This is a genomic window from Accumulibacter sp., assembly GCF_036625195.1.
In the GTDB taxonomy this organism is placed as follows: domain Bacteria; phylum Pseudomonadota; class Gammaproteobacteria; order Burkholderiales; family Rhodocyclaceae; genus Accumulibacter.
The window spans coordinates 459,817-478,932 of sequence record NZ_JAZKUG010000001.1; the positions used below are offsets into that span (position 1 = coordinate 459,817).

Sequence of the window (19,116 nt, forward strand, 5' to 3'; positions counted from 1 at the left end):
GCACCGGACGGCCGGCGGCAGAATAGAATGATGAAGTGACTTCTCCCCACCGCTCGCTGGGCCTCCTCGCCACGGCACAGGCGTTGCTGCTCACCAACGGCGTGACCCTGGTCGCCATCAACGCCCTGGCCGGCTTCGCACTGGCGCCGGACAAGCGGCTGGCCACGCTGCCGGTCGTTGGCTACGTGCTGGGATCGGCGTGTCGACCCTGCCGGCCTCGCACTTCATGCGCCGGCATGGCCGCCGCGCCGGCTTCATGCTCGGCGCCTGCTGCGGCATGCTGGGCGGCGCCATCGGCGCGCTGGCGATCCTCCTGCAGAGATTTCTGGCTGCTCTGCGCCGCCACCTTCTGCTCCGGCATCTACCAGGCCTTCGGCCAGTACCTGCGCTTCGCCGCGGCGGAAGTGGCGCCGGCCGACTGGAAGAGCCGCGCCATCTCGCTGACCCTCGCCGGCGGCATCGTCGGCGGCTTCATCGGCCCGGCCGTCGGCAAGCTGACGCGCGACCTGGCGCAGCCGCAGTACCTCGCCTCGTATGCCTCGCTGATCGGCTTCGCCCTCGTCGCCATGGCGATCGCCGCCAGCCTGCGCTTCCCGCCGCAAAGCTGCAGGCCGAGCAGCACGGCGGCGGCCGGTCCGCTCGCCGAGATCGCGCGCCAACCGGTCTTCATCGTCGCCGTGCTGGCCGCCGCGGTCGGCTACGGCGTGATGAACCTGCTGATGAACGCCACGCCGCTGGCGATGGATTTCTGCGGGCTGGGCTTCGGCGACACCGCCTTCGTGCTGCAGTGGCACGTCATCGGCATGTTCGCGCCGAGCTTCTTCACCGGCCACCTCATCGCCCGCTTCGGCGTGATCAACGTCCTCTTCGCCGGCGCGGCGCTGATGGCCGCCTGCATCGTCATCGCCGTGCCGGCGTCACGCTGATGCACTTCTGGTGGGCACTGCTGCTGCTCGGCGTCGGCTGGAACTTCCTCTACATCGGCGGCACCACGCTGCTCACCGAGGCCTACACGCCGGCGGAGAAGGCCAAGACACAGGGCCTCAACGACTTCCTGATGTTCTTCGCCATGGCCGGCTCGTCCTTCAGCTCCGGCCTGCTGGTCACCAGCGCCGGCTGGAGCGTGCTCAACCAGATCGCCATCCCCTTCGTCGCCATCACCGCCCTCGCCAGCGCGACACTCTGGCTGCGGCGCTCGGTCCGGTGACGCGAGACGCGAGAGCAGTAGCCGCTCCGCCAACCTGATGGACGAAGTCGGGTCGTACGCAGCGGACGACCGGCCCGACAGCATGCTGGCTCAGCGCCTGGCGCTTTTCTTGCCGACGGACCCGGCGAAGAGTCATGCCCAACGGACTGCCGGGTAGTCCACCCGCAGCGATCACTGCAGCACCGGCGACCGCTGCCGACGACGGGCGATGGTGACTGATCTTGCGATCGTCGCCTGGCACCGGCGCAGGGCCGCTCGTCGGCAACGGCCATGGTCGGCGCCATCGACGACTGCAGGCGCGGACGGTGATCCTGCCTCAAGTTCCCGCTCCGGCAGCCGTTACCAGCGTAGAGCTTGGAGATTTCTCGTGGAGGCCATGATGAGGATTGCCGGAAGTGAAGTGCACATGGTGGCATCGCACGTGTCGCTGCAACACGAGGAGACGAGGCAGTCGCTGCGCGTGTGGACGGGAACGCAGCCACCCGATTTCGCGGCCGACAGCGGCCACCTGCCGGCAAGCGCCCGCGTCACCCTGTCCGATGCCGCGCGTGCGGCCCAAGGGGCCGAGGCCAGCGCCAAGGCGAGCGAGGTCGAAGTCGATCCTGCGGACAACGAGCCCCGGTTGGTGCTGCTGCGCACGATCATCGAGTTGCTCACCGGCGAGGAGGCACGCGTCTTCGACGCGCGCGAGCTGAGTGCGCCGGCAGCGGCCGCGCCACCGGCACCAGCGCCGGTCGCCGGTACCGTTGGCGACCGGCGCCGCCATGGCGTCGCGTACGAGTTGCAAAGCACCCGCGCCGAATTCCAACAAGTGAGCCTTGCCGCCCAAGGCGTCGTGCGCACGGCCGACGGCCAGGAGATCAGCTTCGCACTGGAGATCTCGCTCTCGCGCGCCTACTACGCGGAGAGCAACCTCAGCCTGCGCCTCGGCGATGCAGACCGGCCGCGCAAGGATCCGCTGCTGGTGAACTTCGCCGGCACCTCGGCGCAACTCCTCGAACAGCGCTTCCGTTTCGACCTAGACGCCGACGGCACGGCCGAGAACATCAATCTGCCTGCCACTGGTACTGGTTTCCTGGCATTCGACCGCAACGGCGATAGGCGGATCAACGACGGCAGCGAGCTCTTCGGCGGGCGCAGCGGCGACGGCTTCGCCGATCTCGTCCAACTCGATGACGACGGTAACGGCTGGATCGACGAGAACGATGCCGCGTGGACGCAACTGCGCTTGTGGACACCGGAGGCCAGCGGTGACGGACAGTTGCTGCCACTGCAGCAAGCCAACGTCGGCGCCTTGGGCCTCGCCCATCTGGCGACACCCTTCGACCTGCGCGACCAAGGCAACCAGACCCTCGCACAGATCCGCAGCAGCGGCATCTACCTGCGTGAAACCGGCGGTGTCGGCTCGCTGCAGCAGGTCGACCTCAGCGTCTGAGTCGGCGCGACGCCCGCCGATGCAGGCGGAGAGGACGACGATCGACGGCGTCAGGGCAGTCAGGTGGTGCGGCGCGCGCCGCAGCACTGCTGCCGCGGCCGGCTCGATCCGCTAGCGTCCACCGCGGCTGCCGCCCTTGTCCCAGACGTAGCGGGCGGTGTGTTGCCAGCGCGCCTCAGCCTGGCGCAGGGCGTTGATGGCACGCTCGGGGCGGGCCGGCGGGCTGGGAGCCGGTCCGTCCCTCTTGTTCGCGGCAGGGTTCTTCGGGGCAGCCATCGGGGTATCCTCGGGGAGGTGGGGGGGCACTGTGATAGACTCTGCCACCAATTCTAACGCTCAAGCCAACGTGCAGGGGACAACGCATGTCCGGCAACACCTTCGGCACCATTTTCGCCGTCACCTCGTTTGGCGAATCGCACGGACCGGCCATCGGCTGCGTCGTCGATGGCTGCCCGCCGGGATTGGCGATCTGCGCCGCCGACATCCAGGCCGAACTCGACCGCCGCAAGCCCGGCACCTCACGACACGTGACGCAGCGGCGCGAGCCGGACGAAGTCGAGATTCTCTCCGGCGTCTTTGCCGGGCGCACGACCGGCACGCCGATCGCCCTGCTGATCCGCAACCAGGACCAGCGGAGCAAGGATTACGGCAATCTCGCCGCGACCTTTCGCCCGGGCCATGCCGACTACGTGTATACGCAGAAATACGGCTTTCGCGACCATCGCGGCGGCGGCCGCTCGTCGGCGCGCGAGACCGCGGTCCGCGTCGCTGCCGGCGCGATCGCCCGCAAGTGGCTGGCCGAGCGTTACGGTGTGCGCATCATGGGCTGGATGAGCCAGCTCGGGCCGATCGGGATTCCTTTCGTGAGTGCCGACGAGATCGACAGGAATCCGTTTTTTGCGCCGAATGCGGCAATCGTCGCCGAACTCGAAGACTACATGGATCAGTTGCGCAAGTCGGGCGATTCGGTCGGAGCGCGGATCTCGCTCACCGCCAGCGGACTGCCACCCGGCTGGGGGGAACCGGTCTATGGGCGGCTCGACGCGGAGATCGCCTACGCGATGATGGGCATCAATGCGGTCAAGGGGGTCGAGATCGGCGCCGGCTTCGCCAGCATCAGCCAGAAGGGCAGCGAACACGGCGACGAGATGACTGCCGGCGGCTTCCTCAGCAACCATGCCGGTGGCGTCCTTGGCGGCATTTCCACCGGCCAGGATCTGCTCATCAACCTGGCGATCAAGCCGACGTCGAGCATCCGCCTGCCGCGGCGGTCGCTGACCGTCGCCGGAGAACCGATCGAGGTCGTCACGCACGGCCGCCACGACCCCTGTGTCGGCATCCGCGCGACGCCGATTGCCGAAGCGATGCTGGCACTGGTACTGATCGACCAGGCCTTGCGCCACCGCGCCCAGTGCGCCGATGTGGTGTGCTCGACACCGCGTGTCCCGGGACGTCCGGCAGGATGACGGGCAGCCGTGGCAATGAGTATAATCGTGCCGTCTGGCCGCGCAGTGGGCGGGCCGGGATCAGCCAGAGGTTAGAGCGATGCAAGTTGAGCACCACGACCTTCACCTGGAGTTCCCCGAGTATCTCGATTCGATTCGGGCGCTGAAAGTGGGGAACGAGGAGTTCGGAAGACTCTACGACGAGTACCAGGAACTCACGCGGGAGGTCGAGCGCCTGGAAGAAGAGGACCTGCCGGTCGACGATTTCACGATCGAGAACATGAAGAAGCAGCGCGTCTGGCTGAAGGACCAGATGTACCGCATGCTGCGCTCTTTCAGCCCACCGGGCTGAGCCCTGCCCACCCGCGCGGCGTCAGGTGCATCCGGTAGAATCGCCGGATGCATGCGCTTCCCTATTGGCGCCTTTCCGGCTACTACTTCTTCTACTTCGCCTTCATCGGCGCGTTCTCGCCCTACTTCGGGCTCTACCTCCAATCACTCGCCTTTTCCGCCTGGGACATCGGCCTGCTGATGTCGCAGATGCAGCTGATGCGGCTGTTCGCGCCCTACCTGTGGGGTGCCCTCGCCGACCGCCTCGGCCGCCGGCTCGCCGTTGTCCGCCTGGCGGGCATCCTGGGCCTGCTCGCTTTCCTGCCGTTCTTCATGATCCGCGGCTTCGAGGCCATGCTGGTGGCCATGGCGCTGCTGGCCTTCTTCTGGAGTGCAGCGCTGCCGCTCGTCGAAGCGCTGACTTTCGACCACCTGCACGACGACCCGGCGCGCTACAGCCGTATCCGGCTGTGGGGATCGATCGGCTTCATCATTGCCGTCATGGGCACCGGCCTGCTGCTCGACCACGCGCCCCTGTCGGCGCTGTTGTGGGTGGTCGTCGGCACGCTCGCCGGCATCCTGGCCTGCGCCATGACCGTTCCCGACGCCCCGGCGCATCCGGCAGTGGGCGAGCAACCGCTGCTGCGCCGCATCCTGCGGCAGACGCGCGTGCGGGCGCTCTTTGCCGCGTGCTTCGCGATGTCGGCAGCGCACGGAGCGCTCTACGTCTTCTACTCGATCCATCTCTCCGACCATCATTACAGCAATCTCCTCGTCGGCAGCCTGTGGTCCCTCGGCGTCGTCGCCGAGATCCTCGTCTTCCTCTGCATGGCCGCACTGCTGCGACGATTCGGGTTGCGCCGGGTGCTCCTCCTCAGTTTTGCCGCCGCTGTGCTGCGCTTCCTGATGATCGGCCATCTGGTCGACTGGCTGTGGCTCATGGTCGTCGCCCAGTTCCTGCACGGTCTGACCTTCGGCGCCTACCATGCGGCGGCGATCGCGGCCGTCAATCGCTGGTTTCCCGGCGATTGCCAGACACGCGGTCAGGCGCTGTACTCGACCGTCTCCTTTGGTGCCGGTGGCCTGCTCGGCAGCCTGCTCAGCGGTTGGACCTGGGACGCCTGGGGCGCCGCAGCGACCTTTGCCCTGAGTTCGCTGCTCGCCCTGATCGGCTTGCTCATCGTCGCCATCTGGGTGCGCGCGGCTGACGACGAAGTCAGCGAACCAGTCGGCAGACCGCGTCGGCATCGAGCTGGCGGCACGCGCCGGCCATGACCGGCGGGCGACGATCAGCCTGCGGGCAGAAGATGGGGCTGCCCGGCAGCGGCCGCCCGAATGGCAGTCCACCCATGCCGCGACCGCAAACCGGATTGTCCACCCTGCTCCGCTACGCCGAGCGCGTGCGGCTCCTGCACGAGGCCGCCGGCAAGACTCCCTGAATGCCTTGGGCCAGGCGCGTGGCGAGCGTCGCGCCGGCACTGACAGCAGCCCCGGCGCTGTGACATAATCCCGCCCTCCACGTCGCCCAGCGGGTGGAGAATTCCGGACGGAGAACACGATGCCGCAAACCTTGTATGAAAAACTATGGCAGGACCACGTCGTCCATCAGGAAGCCGATGGCACGGCGCTGATCTACATCGACCGCCACCTGGTGCACGAAGTCACCAGCCCACAGGCTTTCGAAGGCCTCAAGCTGGCCGGGCGCAAGCCTTGGCGCGCGTCGTCGATCGTCGCCACCGCCGACCACAACACACCGACCGATCACTGGGACCGCGGCATAGAGGATCCAGTGTCGCGGCTGCAGATCGAGACGCTCGACGCCAACATCCGCGAGGTCGGGGCGCTGGCCTACTTTCCGTTCAAGGATCCGCGTCAGGGTATCGTCCATGTCGTGAGCCCGGAGAGCGGCGCGACGCTGCCCGGCATGTCGGTCGTCTGCGGCGATTCGCATACCAGCACGCACGGCGCCTTTGCCTGCATGGCGCAGGGCATCGGCACCTCCGAGGTCGAGCACGTGCTGGCGACGCAATGCCTGCTGCAGAAGAAGTCGAAGACGATGCTGGTGCGGGTCGAGGGCGTTCTCGGTCGCGGGGTCACGGCGAAGGACGTCGCGCTGGCGATCATTGGCCGCCTCGGTACCGCCGGCGGCAACGGTCATGCCATCGAGTTCGCCGGCAGCGCGATTCGCGGCCTGTCGATGGAGGGGCGGATGACGCTCTGCAACATGGCGATCGAAGCGGGCGCCCGTCTCGGCCTGATCGCCGTCGATGAGGTGACCATCGACTACCTGCGCGGCCGCCCCTTCGCGCCGACCGGCGAGATGTGGGAGCGGGCCGTCGCCTGCTGGCGCCGGCTGCACAGCGATGCGGGAGCGGATTTCGACTGCGTGCTCGAAATGCCGGCAGCGGACATCCGGCCGCAGGTCACTTGGGGAACGTCGCCGGAGATGGTCGTGGCGGTGGATTCGCGCGTTCCCGACCCGGCTGCCGAGAGCGACCCGCAGCGCCGGCAGGGGATGGAACGGGCGCTGCACTACATGGGGCTGCAGCCGAACCTGCCGATCCGCGACATCCGGCTGGACAAGATTTTCATCGGCTCGTGCACCAACTCGCGCATCGAAGACCTGCGTGCTGCGGCAGCCATCGTCCGCGGCCGCAGGCTGGCGAGCAACATCCGGCTGGCGCTCGTCGTTCCCGGCTCCGGCCTGGTCAAGCAGCAGGCGGAAAGCGAAGGGCTGCACGAGATTTTTCGCGCCGCCGGTTTCGAGTGGCGCGAGCCCGGCTGCTCGATGTGCCTGGCGATGAATGCCGACCGGCTCGAGCCGGGCGAGCGCTGCGCCTCGACTTCGAACCGCAACTTCGAGGGGCGCCAGGGTGCCGGCGGCCGGACGCACCTGGTCAGCCCGGAGATGGCAGCAGCGGCGGCCGTTGCCGGCCATTTCTGCGACGTCAGCGAATGGACCTGAAGCAGCGCCAGGGACCAGAGATGAAGGAACTGAACCGGCTTCTGCTCGTTCTGCTGGCGACGGTTGCCGTCGCTGGCTGCAATACGGTACAGGGCATCGGCAGGGATATCGAGAAGGGCGGCCAGGCGATCGGCCGCGCCGCCCGCTAGATTGCGCCTGCAGCACAGAGGATTGTCATGGAAAAATTCACCCGCCTCGATGGGCTCGTCGTGCCCCTCGACCGCGCCAACGTCGACACCGACGCGATCATCCCGAAGCAGTTCCTGAAGTCGATCAGGCGTTCGGGCTTTGGTCCCAACCTGTTCGACGAATGGCGCTACCTGGATGCCGGCGAACCCGGAAAGGACAACGCGCGGCGACCGCGCAACCCCGACTTCGTGCTCAATCAGCCGCGCTACGAGGGAGCGCAGATCCTGCTGACGCGGCAGAACTTCGGCTGTGGCAGCTCGCGTGAGCACGCGCCCTGGGCCCTCCTCGACTACGGTCTGCGCGTCGTGATTGCCGAGAGTTTTGCCGACATCTTCTACAACAACTGCTTCAAGAACGGCATCCTGCCGGTCGTTCTGCCAGCCAACACGATCGACTCGCTGTTCGCGCTCGTCACTGCGACCGTCGGCTGCCGGCTGCTCGTCGACCTCGAACGGCAGTGCATCTGCCGTCCCGACGGCGAGACCCTGCCGTTCACCGTCGATCCGTTCCGGCGCGACTGCCTGCTCAACGGCTGGGACGACATCGGCTTGAGCCTGCGCCATGCCGAGCTGATCAGGGCTTTCGAAGAACGGCGCCGCCGCGAGCAGCCGTGGCTGTTCGTCGATGCATTTCCAGCAAGAGGTGGATGAATGAGAACGCTTGGTCTGGTTGGCTGGCGCGGCATGGTGGGCTCGGTCCTCGTGCAGCGGATGGTGGACGAGGGGGATTTCGCACACGTCGAACCACACTTCTTCTCGACCTCGGCAGTCGGTGGCAAGGCACCGGAAGTCGCCGGCAGGGAAGCCGGCACGCTGCACGACGCCACGTCGATCGAGACCCTCAGCCAGATGGACATCATCATCACCTGCCAGGGTGGTGACTACACCAGGGAAGTCTTTCCCCGCTTGCGGGCTGCCGGCTGGCAGGGCCACTGGATCGACGCCGCGTCGACGCTGCGCATGAGCGACGAGGCGGTGATCATCCTCGATCCGGTCAACCGCGACGTGATCCGCGATGCGCTCGTCAAGGGCGGTCGCAACTGGATCGGTGGCAACTGCACCGTGTCGCTGATGCTGATGGGGCTCGGCGGTCTCTTCCGCCACGACCTCGTCGAGTGGATCAGTGCCATGACCTACCAGGCGGCTTCCGGCGCCGGCGCCCAGAACATGCGCGAACTGCTGCAGCAGATGGGCGCGCTGCACGCTGCCGTCAGTGCGCAACTCGCCGACCCGGCGGCAGCCATCCTCGACATCGACCGCCGGGTCACCGAGACGATGCGCTCGCCGGGCTTTCCCACCGGGAACTTCCGCCAGACCGCGCTGGCCGGCAGCCTGATCCCGTGGATCGACGTTCCCGTCGCCGGCGGGCAGTCGAAGGAGGAGTGGAAGGGCGGCGCCGAGTGCAACAAGATCCTTGGCCGTCCCGCCTTCCGCTCCCCGGGCAGCATCCCGGTCGACGGTCTGTGCGTGCGCATCGGCGCCATGCGCTGCCACGCCCAGGGGCTGACGGTCAAGCTCCGGCGCGACGTGCCGCTCGACGAACTTGCCGACATCGTCGCGCAGGGCAACCCGTGGGTGAAGGTGGTGGCCAACGAGCGCGAGGCGACGGAGCGCGAGCTGACGCCGGCCGCTGTCAGTGGCACCCTGACCATACCCGTCGGTCGCCTGCACAAGCTGGCGATGGGTCCGGAATACCTCGCCGCCTTCACCGTTGGCGACCAGTTGCTCTGGGGTGCGGCCGAACCGCTGCGGCGGATGCTGCGCATCCTGCTCGATGACTGAGCGCCAGGGGGCGCCGCATTCGCCGCCCTCGCGCCGGTCAGACGGGTCTCCGGCCCGAAGCCAGCGCAGGGCGAGAAACATGTTTGGCTTGCATGGCTAACCTCATGATGTTACTTTTCTAATTCCGATCTGGACGCTCAGGGTGGCGCCGTGGCCAAAAAACTACCTCACACAGCACGAAAGCTCAGACTGCGGACTTCCGTCTGCGCCGTGGCCTCTTCGCTGGCGCTCGCCGTTTTCCCGCTCCCCGGCCATGCGGCCGGACTGGGCAAGCTGACCGTCTTCTCGGGACTCGGGCAACCCCTGCGCGCCGAGCTGGAGGTCTTTGCCAGCCGCGAGGAACTGGCTGGCCTGAAGGCGCAGATCGCCTCACCGGAGGCGTTCAAGCAGGCCGGAGTGGAGTACAGCTCGACTCTCTCCGGTCTCTCCGTGAATGTCGACAAGCGCCCGAACGGCCAGGCCGTCATCCGGCTGACGTCGGCCCGGCCGATCAACGAACCCTTCGTCGATGTCCTCGTCGAACTCAACTGGCCGACGGGCCGCCTTCTGCGCGAGTACACGTTCCTCCTCGATCCGCCGGAGTTCGCCGCCCGCACGGCACCGGCGCCGAGCGTTGCACGACCGCTCGCAGCGGTCAGCCCGCCCGCCGAGAGTCGGCCCAGCGAAGAGCGCGCGCCGCGAGCGGTACGGCCGCGTGCCAGCGAACAGCGGCTACCGGCAAACGACGGCGGGGCGACCCACGAGGTCAAGCGTGGCGAGACCCTGAGCCAGATCGCGCGCGAACTGAAGCCGGAAGGCGTGTCGCTCGACCAGATGCTGCTCGGGCTGTTCCGGGCCAACCCGGATGCCTTCGACCAAGGCAACATCAACCGCCTGAAGGCCGGCAAGGTGCTCTCGGTGCCTGATCGGGCAGCGCTCGAGGCGATCCCGAAGGGCGAGGCGCAGAATGTCATCGTCGCCCAGTCGGCCGACTGGGGAACCTATCGCAAGAGGCTCGGCGCCGCGGCTGCCGAAGCGCCGGCGCGGGAAGAAGGTCCAAGGCAGCAGGCTGCCGGCCGGGTCAGTACCCGGGTCGAGGACAAGGCGGCGGGACCCGTCGAGCCGCGGGATCAGCTCAAGGTCTCGAAGACCGAATCCGCGGATGCCAAACCACTGTCAGCACAGAAGCGCGGCGACGAAGATCTGATCGCCAAGGAGAAGGCACTCCGGGACGCCAATGAACGCTTGGCAACGCTCGAGCGGAATGTAGCCGAACTGCAGCGACTGCTCGAGATGAAGAGCCAGACGCTGGCGGATCTCGAGCGTCAGTCTGCCGGCAAACCGGCGCCGGCACCAACCGGCGCACAGCCTCCAGCAAGCCCGGTGACGGCAGCCGCCCCCGCAGCAATCCCGACGCCCCCCCCGACGCCCGCCCCTGGCGTAGCGGCACCAGCACCGGCAGCAGCGCCCGCAGGCCCACCGGCCGAGGCGAAGCCGGCCGATCCCGCCGTGCCGGCACAGCCACCGCGGGTCGACGCGCCACCGCCGCCGCCAACGCCGGTTGTGGAGGCAGCCAAGACACCGCAACCGCCGGCCGCGAAACCTGCCCCACCGCCGCCAGCGGCGGAAGAACCGGGCTTCCTCGCCGATCTTCTGGGCAATCCGGTGACCCTCGCCGGCGGTGGCGGCATCGCGGCACTGCTCGCCGGATACTGGTTCTACAAACGCCGTCGCGAAGGTGCCGCCGAAACGGAACTGGCTGCGTCCGGCAGCTTGACGCCATTCGGCGAGAGCGTGGCCGACAAGTCGATATTCCGCAACACCGGCGGGCAGACTGTCGACACCTCGCACTCGATCGGGCAGACCGATTTCAGCCAGGCTGGACCCGGGAGCATCGACACGGACGAGGTCGACCCTGTCGCCGAGGCCGACGTCTATATGGCTTACGGGCGCGACGCCCAGGCCGAGGAGATCCTGCTCGAAGCCAAGCAGAAGGAGCCCGGACGCCACGCCATCCATCTCAAGCTGCTGGAGATCTACCTGGCACGGGCCGACGCCAAACCCTTCCTCTCCTTGGCGCAGGAACTCTCTGCGGCAACCGGCGGCGTTGGACCGGAGTGGGAGAAGGCTGCCAGCATGGGGCGGCAGCTGGCTCCGGAGAATCCACTGTTCGGCCAACCGGTTGCGGCGGCCGAGGCAGCCGGCATGCCGCCCGCCGCCATGCCCGCCACCACCGTCGTCGCAAGCGCAGCGATGCCACCGGAAGAACTCGAGGACACACTCACCAGACCAGGGGAGCTGGCGGGAATCGTGGCGGCGGTCGGCGGGGCAGCGATCGCTGCGGCGGCAACACCCACCCGTGACGATCAGGTGGTGGCGCAGGCATCGTCTGCCAGTCTCGAGGAACTCGACTTCGACCTCGGCGGGGACGGCGGCGGTCTGATGACACCGAGCGATGCCGGGGAAGTCGCGCTCGAGACGACGCTCGCCTTCGCTGCCCCACAGCACGAACAGACGCTCGATTTCGACCTCGAGACGTCGCTGCCGAAGGACGCCATCCCGTCCGGCGAGCACGGCGATGCTGCGCGGCTGATCGACGATGCGAGTGCGCTCGAGGTCACGATGCTGGTCGCGCCGGAACTACCGGCAGGCGAACGCGCGTCCGGGGCGAGCCACGAGTTCGAGTTCGACCTCAGCGAGCCGGCTGCGGACGAACCCGCGTGGAAGGTCGCGACGCAACCCCAGGGGCCGCTGGACGAAGGGCCCGAAGGCGTTGCAGAAAGCGCGGAAGCGTTGGAATTCGACGTCCGCCTCACCGAGTCGACGGTGCTCGGCGAGGCGATGCAGAATCCAGCCTTCGACATGTCCTCGATTTCGCTCGATCTCGGACAGGCGGAGACCCTCACCGCAGGCGCCACGCCGTCCATGATGGGCGCGCTCGACTTCTCTTTCGGCGCAGATCAGGCCGAGACGGTGGTCAATCCGGACTTCGCTGCCGACCAGACCGATACCGAGGTCAATCCGAGCTTCGGCGAGGCCACGGCGCTGGCCGAGCAGGGCGAGATCAGCTCCAGTGAGGAAGTGGCAACGAAACTCGACCTCGCCCGGGCTTATCAGGAAATGGGCGACGCCGAAGGAGCACGCGAACTGCTGCAGGAAGTCGTCAACGAAGGTGATTCGGGACAGAGGCAAACAGCCCTGGCGCTCCTCGCGGCGCTGCGCGACTAGAGGAGAAGACAGTCCACCCCGCTTGACCGTACACCGGTAGCCCACGCGCGGCGACCAGAGACAGGAGGTCGAGCAGGAACATGCATCCGAGCATACTTCTCGCCGCTTGGTTCGTCGGGGTCGCTGCCATCCAGCTGCTTGCAGGGAAGCTGCTGCTGGCTGCCCTGATCGTGCTTCCCGTTTTCGGGACGGTGGCTTTGCGCGGCTGGCTGCAACTCGTCTCGCGTGCCCGCTGGCTGCTCGTGTCGCTGCTCGTCGTCGTGGCTTGGGGCACAGCCGGCGATGCGGCCTGGAACGTCCCGCTCGCGCCCAGCCGGGAGGGGCTGCGCGACGCCGGCACCCATGCCGGGCGACTGCTGTTGCTGCTGATGGCGGTCGTCGTGCTCAGGCAACGCCTGCCGCCACGCGAGATGTTGAGCGGCTTCTACCGCCTGCTGACGCCGCTGCGCCGCTGCGGACTCGATGTCGATCGCGCTCTCGTCCGTCTGCTCCTGACCCTCGACATGCAGGACCGCCTGCCGCGGCCGCGCGACTGGCGCGCCCTGCTCGCCGTACCCGCCAGCGGCGAGCCGCAGGTGTTCGAACTCAGCGATCGCGGCCTCTCACCATTCGACCACCTGCTCCTGGCGCTGCTGCTGATCAGCCTGCTGTCGCTGCTTGCGCTGGCGGTGGCCTGAGAGATGCGGGTCGCACTGGCGGTCGAGTACGATGGCAGCGGATTCCGCGGCTGGCAGCAGCAGCCGGGAGGAGGAACGGTCCAGGATGCCTTGCAGGAGGCCCTGCAGGAGTTCGCCCGGGTCCCGCTGCACGTCGTCTGTGCCGGACGTACCGATGCCGGCGTCCACGCCTTGGGGCAGGTCGTCCATTTCGATACCACTCTGGAACGCTCGATGTATTCCTGGGTGCGCGGCGCCAACACCTTCCTGCCACCGGCAGTCGCCGTCCGCTGGGCGCAACGGGTTCCCGCCGAATTTCACGCCCGGTCGTCGGCCTCATCCCGGCACTATCGCTACGTCCTGCTCAACCGCATGCACCGAACCGGAACCTGGCACGGGCGGGTGGCTTGGCACCACCACCCGCTCGACCTGCAGCGCATGCAGGAGGCAGCCACCATGCTGCTCGGCGAACGGGACTTTTCTGCCTTTCGCGCAGCCGAGTGCCAGGCGATCTCGCCGGTCAAGATCATGCAACGTGCGGACATCCGCCGCCATGGCGACCTCGTCGTACTGGATTTTGTCGCCACCGCCTTCCTGCATCACATGGTGCGCAACCTGGTCGGCAGCTTGGTCGCCATCGGCCAGGGCCGGCATCGCCCGCAGTGGATCGGCGAGTTGCTCGCGAGTCGCGACCGCCGCCTGGCAGCGCCGACCTTCCCGGCCGCCGGCCTCTACCTGATCGCCGTGAACTATCCGGCACGATGGGGCCTGCCCACCGACGACGCCAGCGACTTCCTCTCGCTTCTGCCGGTCACTTGTCCAGCAACGGCAGCGACGCCATGAGCCCGCGCATCAAGATCTGCGGTCTCACCCGGACGCAGGACCTGCAGCAGGCGGTGCAGGCGGGCGCCGATGCGCTGGGGCTGGTCTTCTATCCACCGAGTCCGCGCTACGTCGACCCGTCGACGGCTGCCCGCCTGGCAGGACACGCGCCGCCTTTCGTCTGCATCGTCGGGCTGTTCGTCAATGCCGATCCGCAGACGGTTCACGCAACGCTGGCACAGGTTCCGATTCACCTGCTGCAGTTTCACGGTGACGAAGACGAGGCCTACTGCCGCCAGTTCGACCGCCCCTACGTCAAGGCGGCGCGCGTCAGACCGGGGCTCGATTTGTTACAATACGCAGCTGCTTTCCCGTCGGCTCAGGCCATCCTGCTCGACGCCTTCGTCGACGGCTACGGCGGCGGCGGCAAGGTCTTCGACTGGTCACTGGTGCCCGCAGCACTGGGCAAGCCCCTGATCCTCTCCGGTGGTCTCGATGTGGACAACGTCGGCGAAGCGGTGCACCGCTTGCGACCTGCCGCGGTCGACGTATCCTCGGGGGTCGAGGCGAGCAGGGGAATCAAGGATGCCGGCAAGATGCGCGCCTTCGTCGCGGCGGTGCGTGCGGCGGGGTCTTCCGGCGGAGCGGGCAGCAGGACATCGTAAGGGGTTGTGCATGCACACGAATTCTGCTGGCAGGACGCGGACGCGCTGGCGTCACCACCTGGCCAGACATACTTGAGGCGAGGTCAGCCTGCCGTTCCCGACTGATGCCGTGCCGGCATCCTGCTGCAATCCCTCGCAAGGAGTATGTTGATGGCCGTCCATGACCATGATTTGCCCGACGCCACTGGCCACTTCGGCCCGTACGGCGGCGTCTTCGTCGCCGAGACGCTGATCGCCGCGCTCGACGAGCTGCGTGAAGCCTATGCTGCCGCGCAGCGCGATCCGCAGTTCCTTGCCGAATTCGAACACGATCTGCAGCACTACGTCGGTCGGCCAAGCCCGCTGTACCACGCCAGGCGCTGGTCGGAGCGCCTTGGCGGGGCGCAGATCTACCTCAAGCGCGAGGACCTCAACCACACCGGCGCACACAAGATCAACAACTGCATCGGCCAGGCGTTGCTCGCCCGGCGCATGCACAAGCCGCGCGTCATCGCCGAAACCGGCGCCGGTCAGCACGGCGTCGCGACGGCCACCGTTGCCGCGCGCTTCGGCATGGAGTGTGTCGTCTACATGGGGGCAGAGGACATCCGCCGGCAGGCGGCGAACGTCTATCGCATGAAGCTCCTCGGAGCGACGGTGGTACCGGTCGAGAGCGGGTCGCGCACGCTCAAGGACGCCCTGAATGAAGCGATGCGCGACTGGGTCACGCGCGTCGCCGACACCTTCTACATCATCGGCACCGTCGCCGGCCCACACCCGTACCCGATGATGGTGCGTGACTTCCAGTCGGTGATCGGTCGTGAATGCATCCGCCAGATGCAGGAGCAGTGCGGACGCCAGCCCGATGCCGTGATCGCCTGCGTCGGCGGTGGTTCGAACGCGATGGGGATCTTCCACCCCTATCTCGCCACAGCCGGCGTTCGCCTGATCGGTGTCGAAGCAGCGGGCGAGGGCATCGCCAGCGGACGCCACGCCGCTTCGCTCACCGCCGGGCAGCCCGGCGTGCTGCACGGCAACCGCACCTACCTGCTGCAGGACGAGAACGGCCAGATCATCGAAACGCACTCGATTTCCGCCGGTCTCGACTACCCGGGCGTCGGCCCCGAGCACGCCTGGCTGAAGGACAGCGGTCGCGCGGAGTATGTCGGCGTCACCGACGGGGAAGCGCTGCAGGCCTTTCATGACCTGTGCCGGATCGAGGGCATCATGCCGGCGCTCGAGTCGAGCCATGCACTGGCCTATGCCAGCCGGCTGGCGCCTTCGCTGGCGCGGGATGCCATCCTGCTGGTGAATCTTTCTGGTCGCGGAGACAAGGACATGCACACCGTTGCCGACAAGTCGGGAATCAGGTTCTGACCATGGGCAGAATCGAGCAAGTTTTCGCGCGCCTGCAGGGGGAAGGCCGCAAGGCGCTGATCCCGTTCATCACCGCCGGTGACCCGGACCCCGGCTTGACCGTCCCCTTGCTGCAGACGCTGGTCCGTGCAGGCGCCGACGTCATCGAGCTCGGTGTCCCCTTCTCCGACCCGATGGCCGACGGACCGACCATCCAGCGGGCATCGGAACGGGCACTGGCCAAGGGCGTCAGCCTGCGCCAGGTCCTGTCACTGGTCGCCACCTTCCGCGGCGAAGACCGGGCAACGCCGATCGTTCTCATGGGCTACGCGAACCCGATCGAAGCGATGGGCGTCGAGTCCTTCGCCGCCGCCGCTGCCGCCGCTGGCGTGGACGGCGTGCTCGTGGTCGATTACCCGCCCGAGGAAAGCGCGGACTTCGCCGCTGCCCTGCAGCGGCACGCGATCGATCCGATCTTCCTGCTGGCGCCGACCTCGAGTGATGCGCGCATCGCCCAAGTGGGCGCGCTCGCCAGCGGTTACATCTACTACGTCTCGTTGAAGGGCGTCACCGGGTCGGCGACGCTCGACGTCGCTGCGGTTGCTGCCCGCATCCCGGAAATCCGGGCGCGCACCGGCGTGCCGGTCGGTGTCGGCTTCGGCATCCGTGATGCGGCGACAGCCGCCGCCGTCGCCCGCATCGCCGATGCGGTGGTCGTCGGCAGCCGCCTGATCGAGGAGATCGAGCGATCCCCAGCCGCGACCGCCTGTGACAACGTACTGACCGTGCTCAGCGGCATCCGTCAAGCGATCGACGCCGCCGCACCTGCCACCGGAGAAACATGATGGGCTGGCTGAACAAGCTGCTGCCGCCGAAGATCAAACGCAACGACACCGGCATTGCCCGCCGGTCACCGCTGCCCGAGGGCCTGTGGAGCAAGTGCCCGGCCTGCGACGCCGTCCTCTACGCCAGTGACCTGGCGAACAACCGCAATGTCTGCCCCAAATGCGGTCATCACAAGCGGCTCGAGGCGCGTGCGCGAATCGACCTGCTGCTCGACACCGAAGGACGCTCGGAGATCGCCGCCGAAGTGCTGCCGGTCGATGCGCTCTCCTTCCACGACAGCCGCCCGTATCCCGACCGTCTGCGGGATGCAACGACGGCGACCGGTGAAACCGACGCGCTGGTGGTCATGCGCGGCACGATCCGCAAGCTGCCGGCCGTCGTCGCCGCTTTCGAGTTCGAGTTCATGGGCGGCTCGATGGGCTCGGTCCTTGGGGAACGCTTCGTCCGCGGCGTCCGGGTGGCGATCGAGAACCGCGAACCATTCATTTGTGTCACCGCATCCGGCGGCGCGCGCATGCAGGAGGGACTGTTCTCGCTGCTGCAGATGGCCAAGACGACGGCCGTCCTGACGCGTCTCGCGCAGGCGAGGCTGCCGTTCATCTCGATTCTCGCCGATCCGACGATGGGTGGCGTCTCCGCCTCCTTCGCCTTCCTCGGCGATGTCGTGATTGCCGAACCCGGCGCGCTGGTCGGCTTCGCCGGTCCGCGGGTGATCGAACAGACGGTGCGCGAGACCCTGCCGGATGGCTTTCAACGCTCGGAGTTCCTGCTCGACAAGGGCGCCATCGACATGATCGTCGATCGGCGGGAAATGAAGGAGCGCGTCGCGACCCTGCTGGCACTTCTGCAGAAGCGGCCGGCAGCAAACTTGCCTGGATGACGTGAGCGACGGCGCGTACAGCCCGGCGCCGGCCGACGAGCGGCTGCTCGCCTGCCGCGCGCTGGCACCCTGGCTGGCGCACCTCGAGCAACTCCATCCGCGTGGCCAGGCGGGGATTGAACTCGGCCTCGAGCGCGTCCAGCGCGTACGCCAGGAGCTGGCGCAGGACCCGCGGTGCCCGCTGATCGTCGTCGGCGGAACCAACGGCAAGGGATCGACCTGCGCCTATCTCGAAGCGATCTACGCTCACGCCGGTCATCGCGTCGGCTGCTACACCTCGCCACACCTGCTGAACTACAACGAACGCATTCGCGTCGACCGACAACCGGCAGGCGATGCCCTCATCTGTGCGGCCTTCGCCCACGTGGAAGCGGCGCGACAGGCTGCCGGGAACATCGCGCTGACATACTTCGAGTTCGGCACGCTGGCGGCGATGGAAGTCTTCATCACACAACGGGTCGAGGTGCTGATCCTCGAGGTCGGACTGGGCGGCCGGCTGGATGCGGTCAACGCCTACACGCCCGATTGCGCCGTCGTCTGCAGCATCGCACTCGACCATACCGACTGGCTGGGCAGCGACCGCGAGGCCATCGGCTTCGAGAAGGCCGGCATCTTTCGCGCCGGCCGGGCGGCTTTCTGTGCCGATCCCGATCCGCCACGCTCGCTGCTGGCACACGCGCAGGCGATCGGCGCCGAGTTGCAGGTCCTCGGTCGCGATTTCGGCCATTTCGGCGATTCGCTGCAATGGACCTTCTGGGGTCGCGGCGGACTGCGGCGTGCGGGCCTCCCGCTGCCGGCTCTGCGCGGCGCTGGCCAGCTGCGCAACGCGGCGGTCGCGCTGGCTGTCGTCGAGTCGCTGCGCCCGCGGCTGCCGGTCGACATGCAGGCGGTGCGGCGCGGCCTGGTCGACCTCGCCCTGCCGGGACGCTTCCAGGTGCTCGCCGGGCGGCCGACCGTCGTTCTCGACGTCGCGCACAACCCGCAGGCGGTCAGCGGACTGGCAGAGAAGCTCGCCGAGCTGCCATTCGCCGCGAAGACGATCGCCGTCGTCGGCATGCTGGCCGACAAGGACATCGCCGGCTCGCTGGCGTCGCTCGCCGGCCGGGTAGACCACTGGCTGCTCGCCGACCTCGATGTCCCGCGTGGAGCCCCGGCCGCGACTCTGTCGGCGGCCGTGCGGCAGCGCGCACTCGGTGGTGAGATCGAATGCCTTTCTTCGGTAGCGAGTGCCTTCCGGCGTTCTGCCGAGCTGGCGGGCGAAAATGATAGAATTATCGTCTTTGGATCGTTCTACACGGTCGCGGCCGTCATGCGGAGCAGGCAGAATGACCGCTGATCGACGCGCGTGGACTC

General features: G+C 67.7%; 19 protein-coding genes. 18 read left to right on the top strand and 1 reads right to left on the bottom strand.

The features are described from left to right. Positions 1-35 precede the first annotated feature (35 nt). The 3 genes from V5B60_RS02075 (at position 36) to V5B60_RS02085 (ending at position 2,642) form a co-directional block, all read left to right on the top strand. Positions 36-926 (top strand): MFS transporter, encoded by an 891-nt coding sequence (locus V5B60_RS02075; protein WP_332345365.1) that lies wholly within the window; start codon positions 36-38, stop codon positions 924-926. Further along, positions 926-1,207 carry a hypothetical protein gene (locus V5B60_RS02080; protein WP_332345366.1) on the top strand — a complete coding sequence of 94 codons (282 nt, stop codon included), beginning with the start codon at positions 926-928 and terminating at the stop codon, positions 1,205-1,207. The genes V5B60_RS02075 and V5B60_RS02080 overlap by 1 nt, the downstream gene beginning before the upstream one ends. A gap of 376 nt (positions 1,208-1,583) precedes the next feature. Further along, positions 1,584-2,642, top strand: a complete 1,059-nt coding sequence (locus V5B60_RS02085; RefSeq protein WP_332345367.1) for a VCBS repeat-containing protein — start codon at positions 1,584-1,586, stop codon at positions 2,640-2,642. Between the two features lie 111 nt (positions 2,643-2,753). On the opposite strand, the gene V5B60_RS02090 is transcribed toward V5B60_RS02085, so the two are convergent. Next, complete coding sequence (locus tag V5B60_RS02090) at positions 2,754-2,918, bottom strand: hypothetical protein (RefSeq protein WP_332345368.1); 165 nt, start codon at positions 2,916-2,918, stop codon at positions 2,754-2,756. An 86-nt stretch (positions 2,919-3,004) separates the two neighbouring features. Here V5B60_RS02090 and aroC point away from each other — a divergent pair, with 86 nt between their 5' ends. The 15 genes from aroC (at position 3,005) to folC (ending at position 19,099) form a co-directional block, all read left to right on the top strand. Continuing rightward, the gene (aroC, locus tag V5B60_RS02095; RefSeq protein ID WP_332345369.1) at positions 3,005-4,108 is read left to right on the top strand and encodes a chorismate synthase; all 1,104 of its coding nucleotides are present in this window, start codon (positions 3,005-3,007) and stop codon (positions 4,106-4,108) included. A gap of 79 nt (positions 4,109-4,187) precedes the next feature. Beyond that, positions 4,188-4,439 carry a YdcH family protein gene (locus V5B60_RS02100; RefSeq protein ID WP_332345371.1) on the top strand — a complete coding sequence of 84 codons (252 nt, stop codon included), beginning with the start codon at positions 4,188-4,190 and terminating at the stop codon, positions 4,437-4,439. A 47-nt stretch (positions 4,440-4,486) separates the two neighbouring features. Continuing rightward, a complete protein-coding gene (locus V5B60_RS02105; RefSeq protein WP_332345373.1) occupies positions 4,487-5,692 on the top strand; it encodes an MFS transporter in 1,206 nt (401 codons plus the stop codon). Positions 5,693-5,975: 283 nt separating this feature from the next. Continuing rightward, on the top strand, positions 5,976-7,382 hold the full coding sequence (gene leuC, locus V5B60_RS02110) for a 3-isopropylmalate dehydratase large subunit (protein WP_332345374.1): 1,407 nt from the start codon (positions 5,976-5,978) through the stop codon (positions 7,380-7,382). A gap of 20 nt (positions 7,383-7,402) precedes the next feature. Continuing rightward, a complete protein-coding gene (locus V5B60_RS02115; protein WP_332345375.1) occupies positions 7,403-7,531 on the top strand; it encodes an entericidin A/B family lipoprotein in 129 nt (42 codons plus the stop codon). 27 nt (positions 7,532-7,558) lie between these two features. Further along, complete coding sequence (gene leuD, locus V5B60_RS02120) at positions 7,559-8,221, top strand: 3-isopropylmalate dehydratase small subunit (RefSeq protein ID WP_332345377.1); 663 nt, start codon at positions 7,559-7,561, stop codon at positions 8,219-8,221. Continuing rightward, positions 8,222-9,352, top strand: coding sequence for an aspartate-semialdehyde dehydrogenase (gene asd / locus V5B60_RS02125; protein WP_332345379.1), 1,131 nt, complete (start codon positions 8,222-8,224; stop codon positions 9,350-9,352). Positions 9,353-9,562: 210 nt separating this feature from the next. Continuing rightward, positions 9,563-12,559: a FimV/HubP family polar landmark protein gene (locus V5B60_RS02130; RefSeq protein ID WP_332345381.1), complete on the top strand. Its 2,997-nt coding sequence runs from the start codon at positions 9,563-9,565 to the stop codon at positions 12,557-12,559. Positions 12,560-12,639: 80 nt separating this feature from the next. Further along, a complete protein-coding gene (locus tag V5B60_RS02135) occupies positions 12,640-13,236 on the top strand; it encodes a hypothetical protein (RefSeq protein WP_332345383.1) in 597 nt (198 codons plus the stop codon). Positions 13,237-13,239: 3 nt separating this feature from the next. After that, a complete protein-coding gene (truA, locus tag V5B60_RS02140) occupies positions 13,240-14,058 on the top strand; it encodes a tRNA pseudouridine(38-40) synthase TruA (protein WP_332345385.1) in 819 nt (272 codons plus the stop codon). Next, positions 14,055-14,702: a phosphoribosylanthranilate isomerase gene (locus V5B60_RS02145; RefSeq protein ID WP_332345387.1), complete on the top strand. Its 648-nt coding sequence runs from the start codon at positions 14,055-14,057 to the stop codon at positions 14,700-14,702. The genes truA and V5B60_RS02145 overlap by 4 nt, the downstream gene beginning before the upstream one ends. 150 nt (positions 14,703-14,852) lie before the next feature. Next, positions 14,853-16,058, top strand: coding sequence for a tryptophan synthase subunit beta (gene trpB, locus V5B60_RS02150; RefSeq protein WP_332345389.1), 1,206 nt, complete (start codon positions 14,853-14,855; stop codon positions 16,056-16,058). A 2-nt stretch (positions 16,059-16,060) separates the two neighbouring features. Further along, positions 16,061-16,882 carry a tryptophan synthase subunit alpha gene (gene trpA / locus V5B60_RS02155; RefSeq protein WP_332345390.1) on the top strand — a complete coding sequence of 274 codons (822 nt, stop codon included), beginning with the start codon at positions 16,061-16,063 and terminating at the stop codon, positions 16,880-16,882. After that, a complete protein-coding gene (accD, locus tag V5B60_RS02160; RefSeq protein WP_332350388.1) occupies positions 16,882-17,763 on the top strand; it encodes an acetyl-CoA carboxylase, carboxyltransferase subunit beta in 882 nt (293 codons plus the stop codon). The genes trpA and accD overlap by 1 nt, the downstream gene beginning before the upstream one ends. A 1-nt stretch (position 17,764) precedes the next feature. Beyond that, positions 17,765-19,099, top strand: coding sequence for a bifunctional tetrahydrofolate synthase/dihydrofolate synthase (gene folC, locus V5B60_RS02165; protein WP_332345391.1), 1,335 nt, complete (start codon positions 17,765-17,767; stop codon positions 19,097-19,099). Positions 19,100-19,116: the final 17 nt, after the last annotated feature.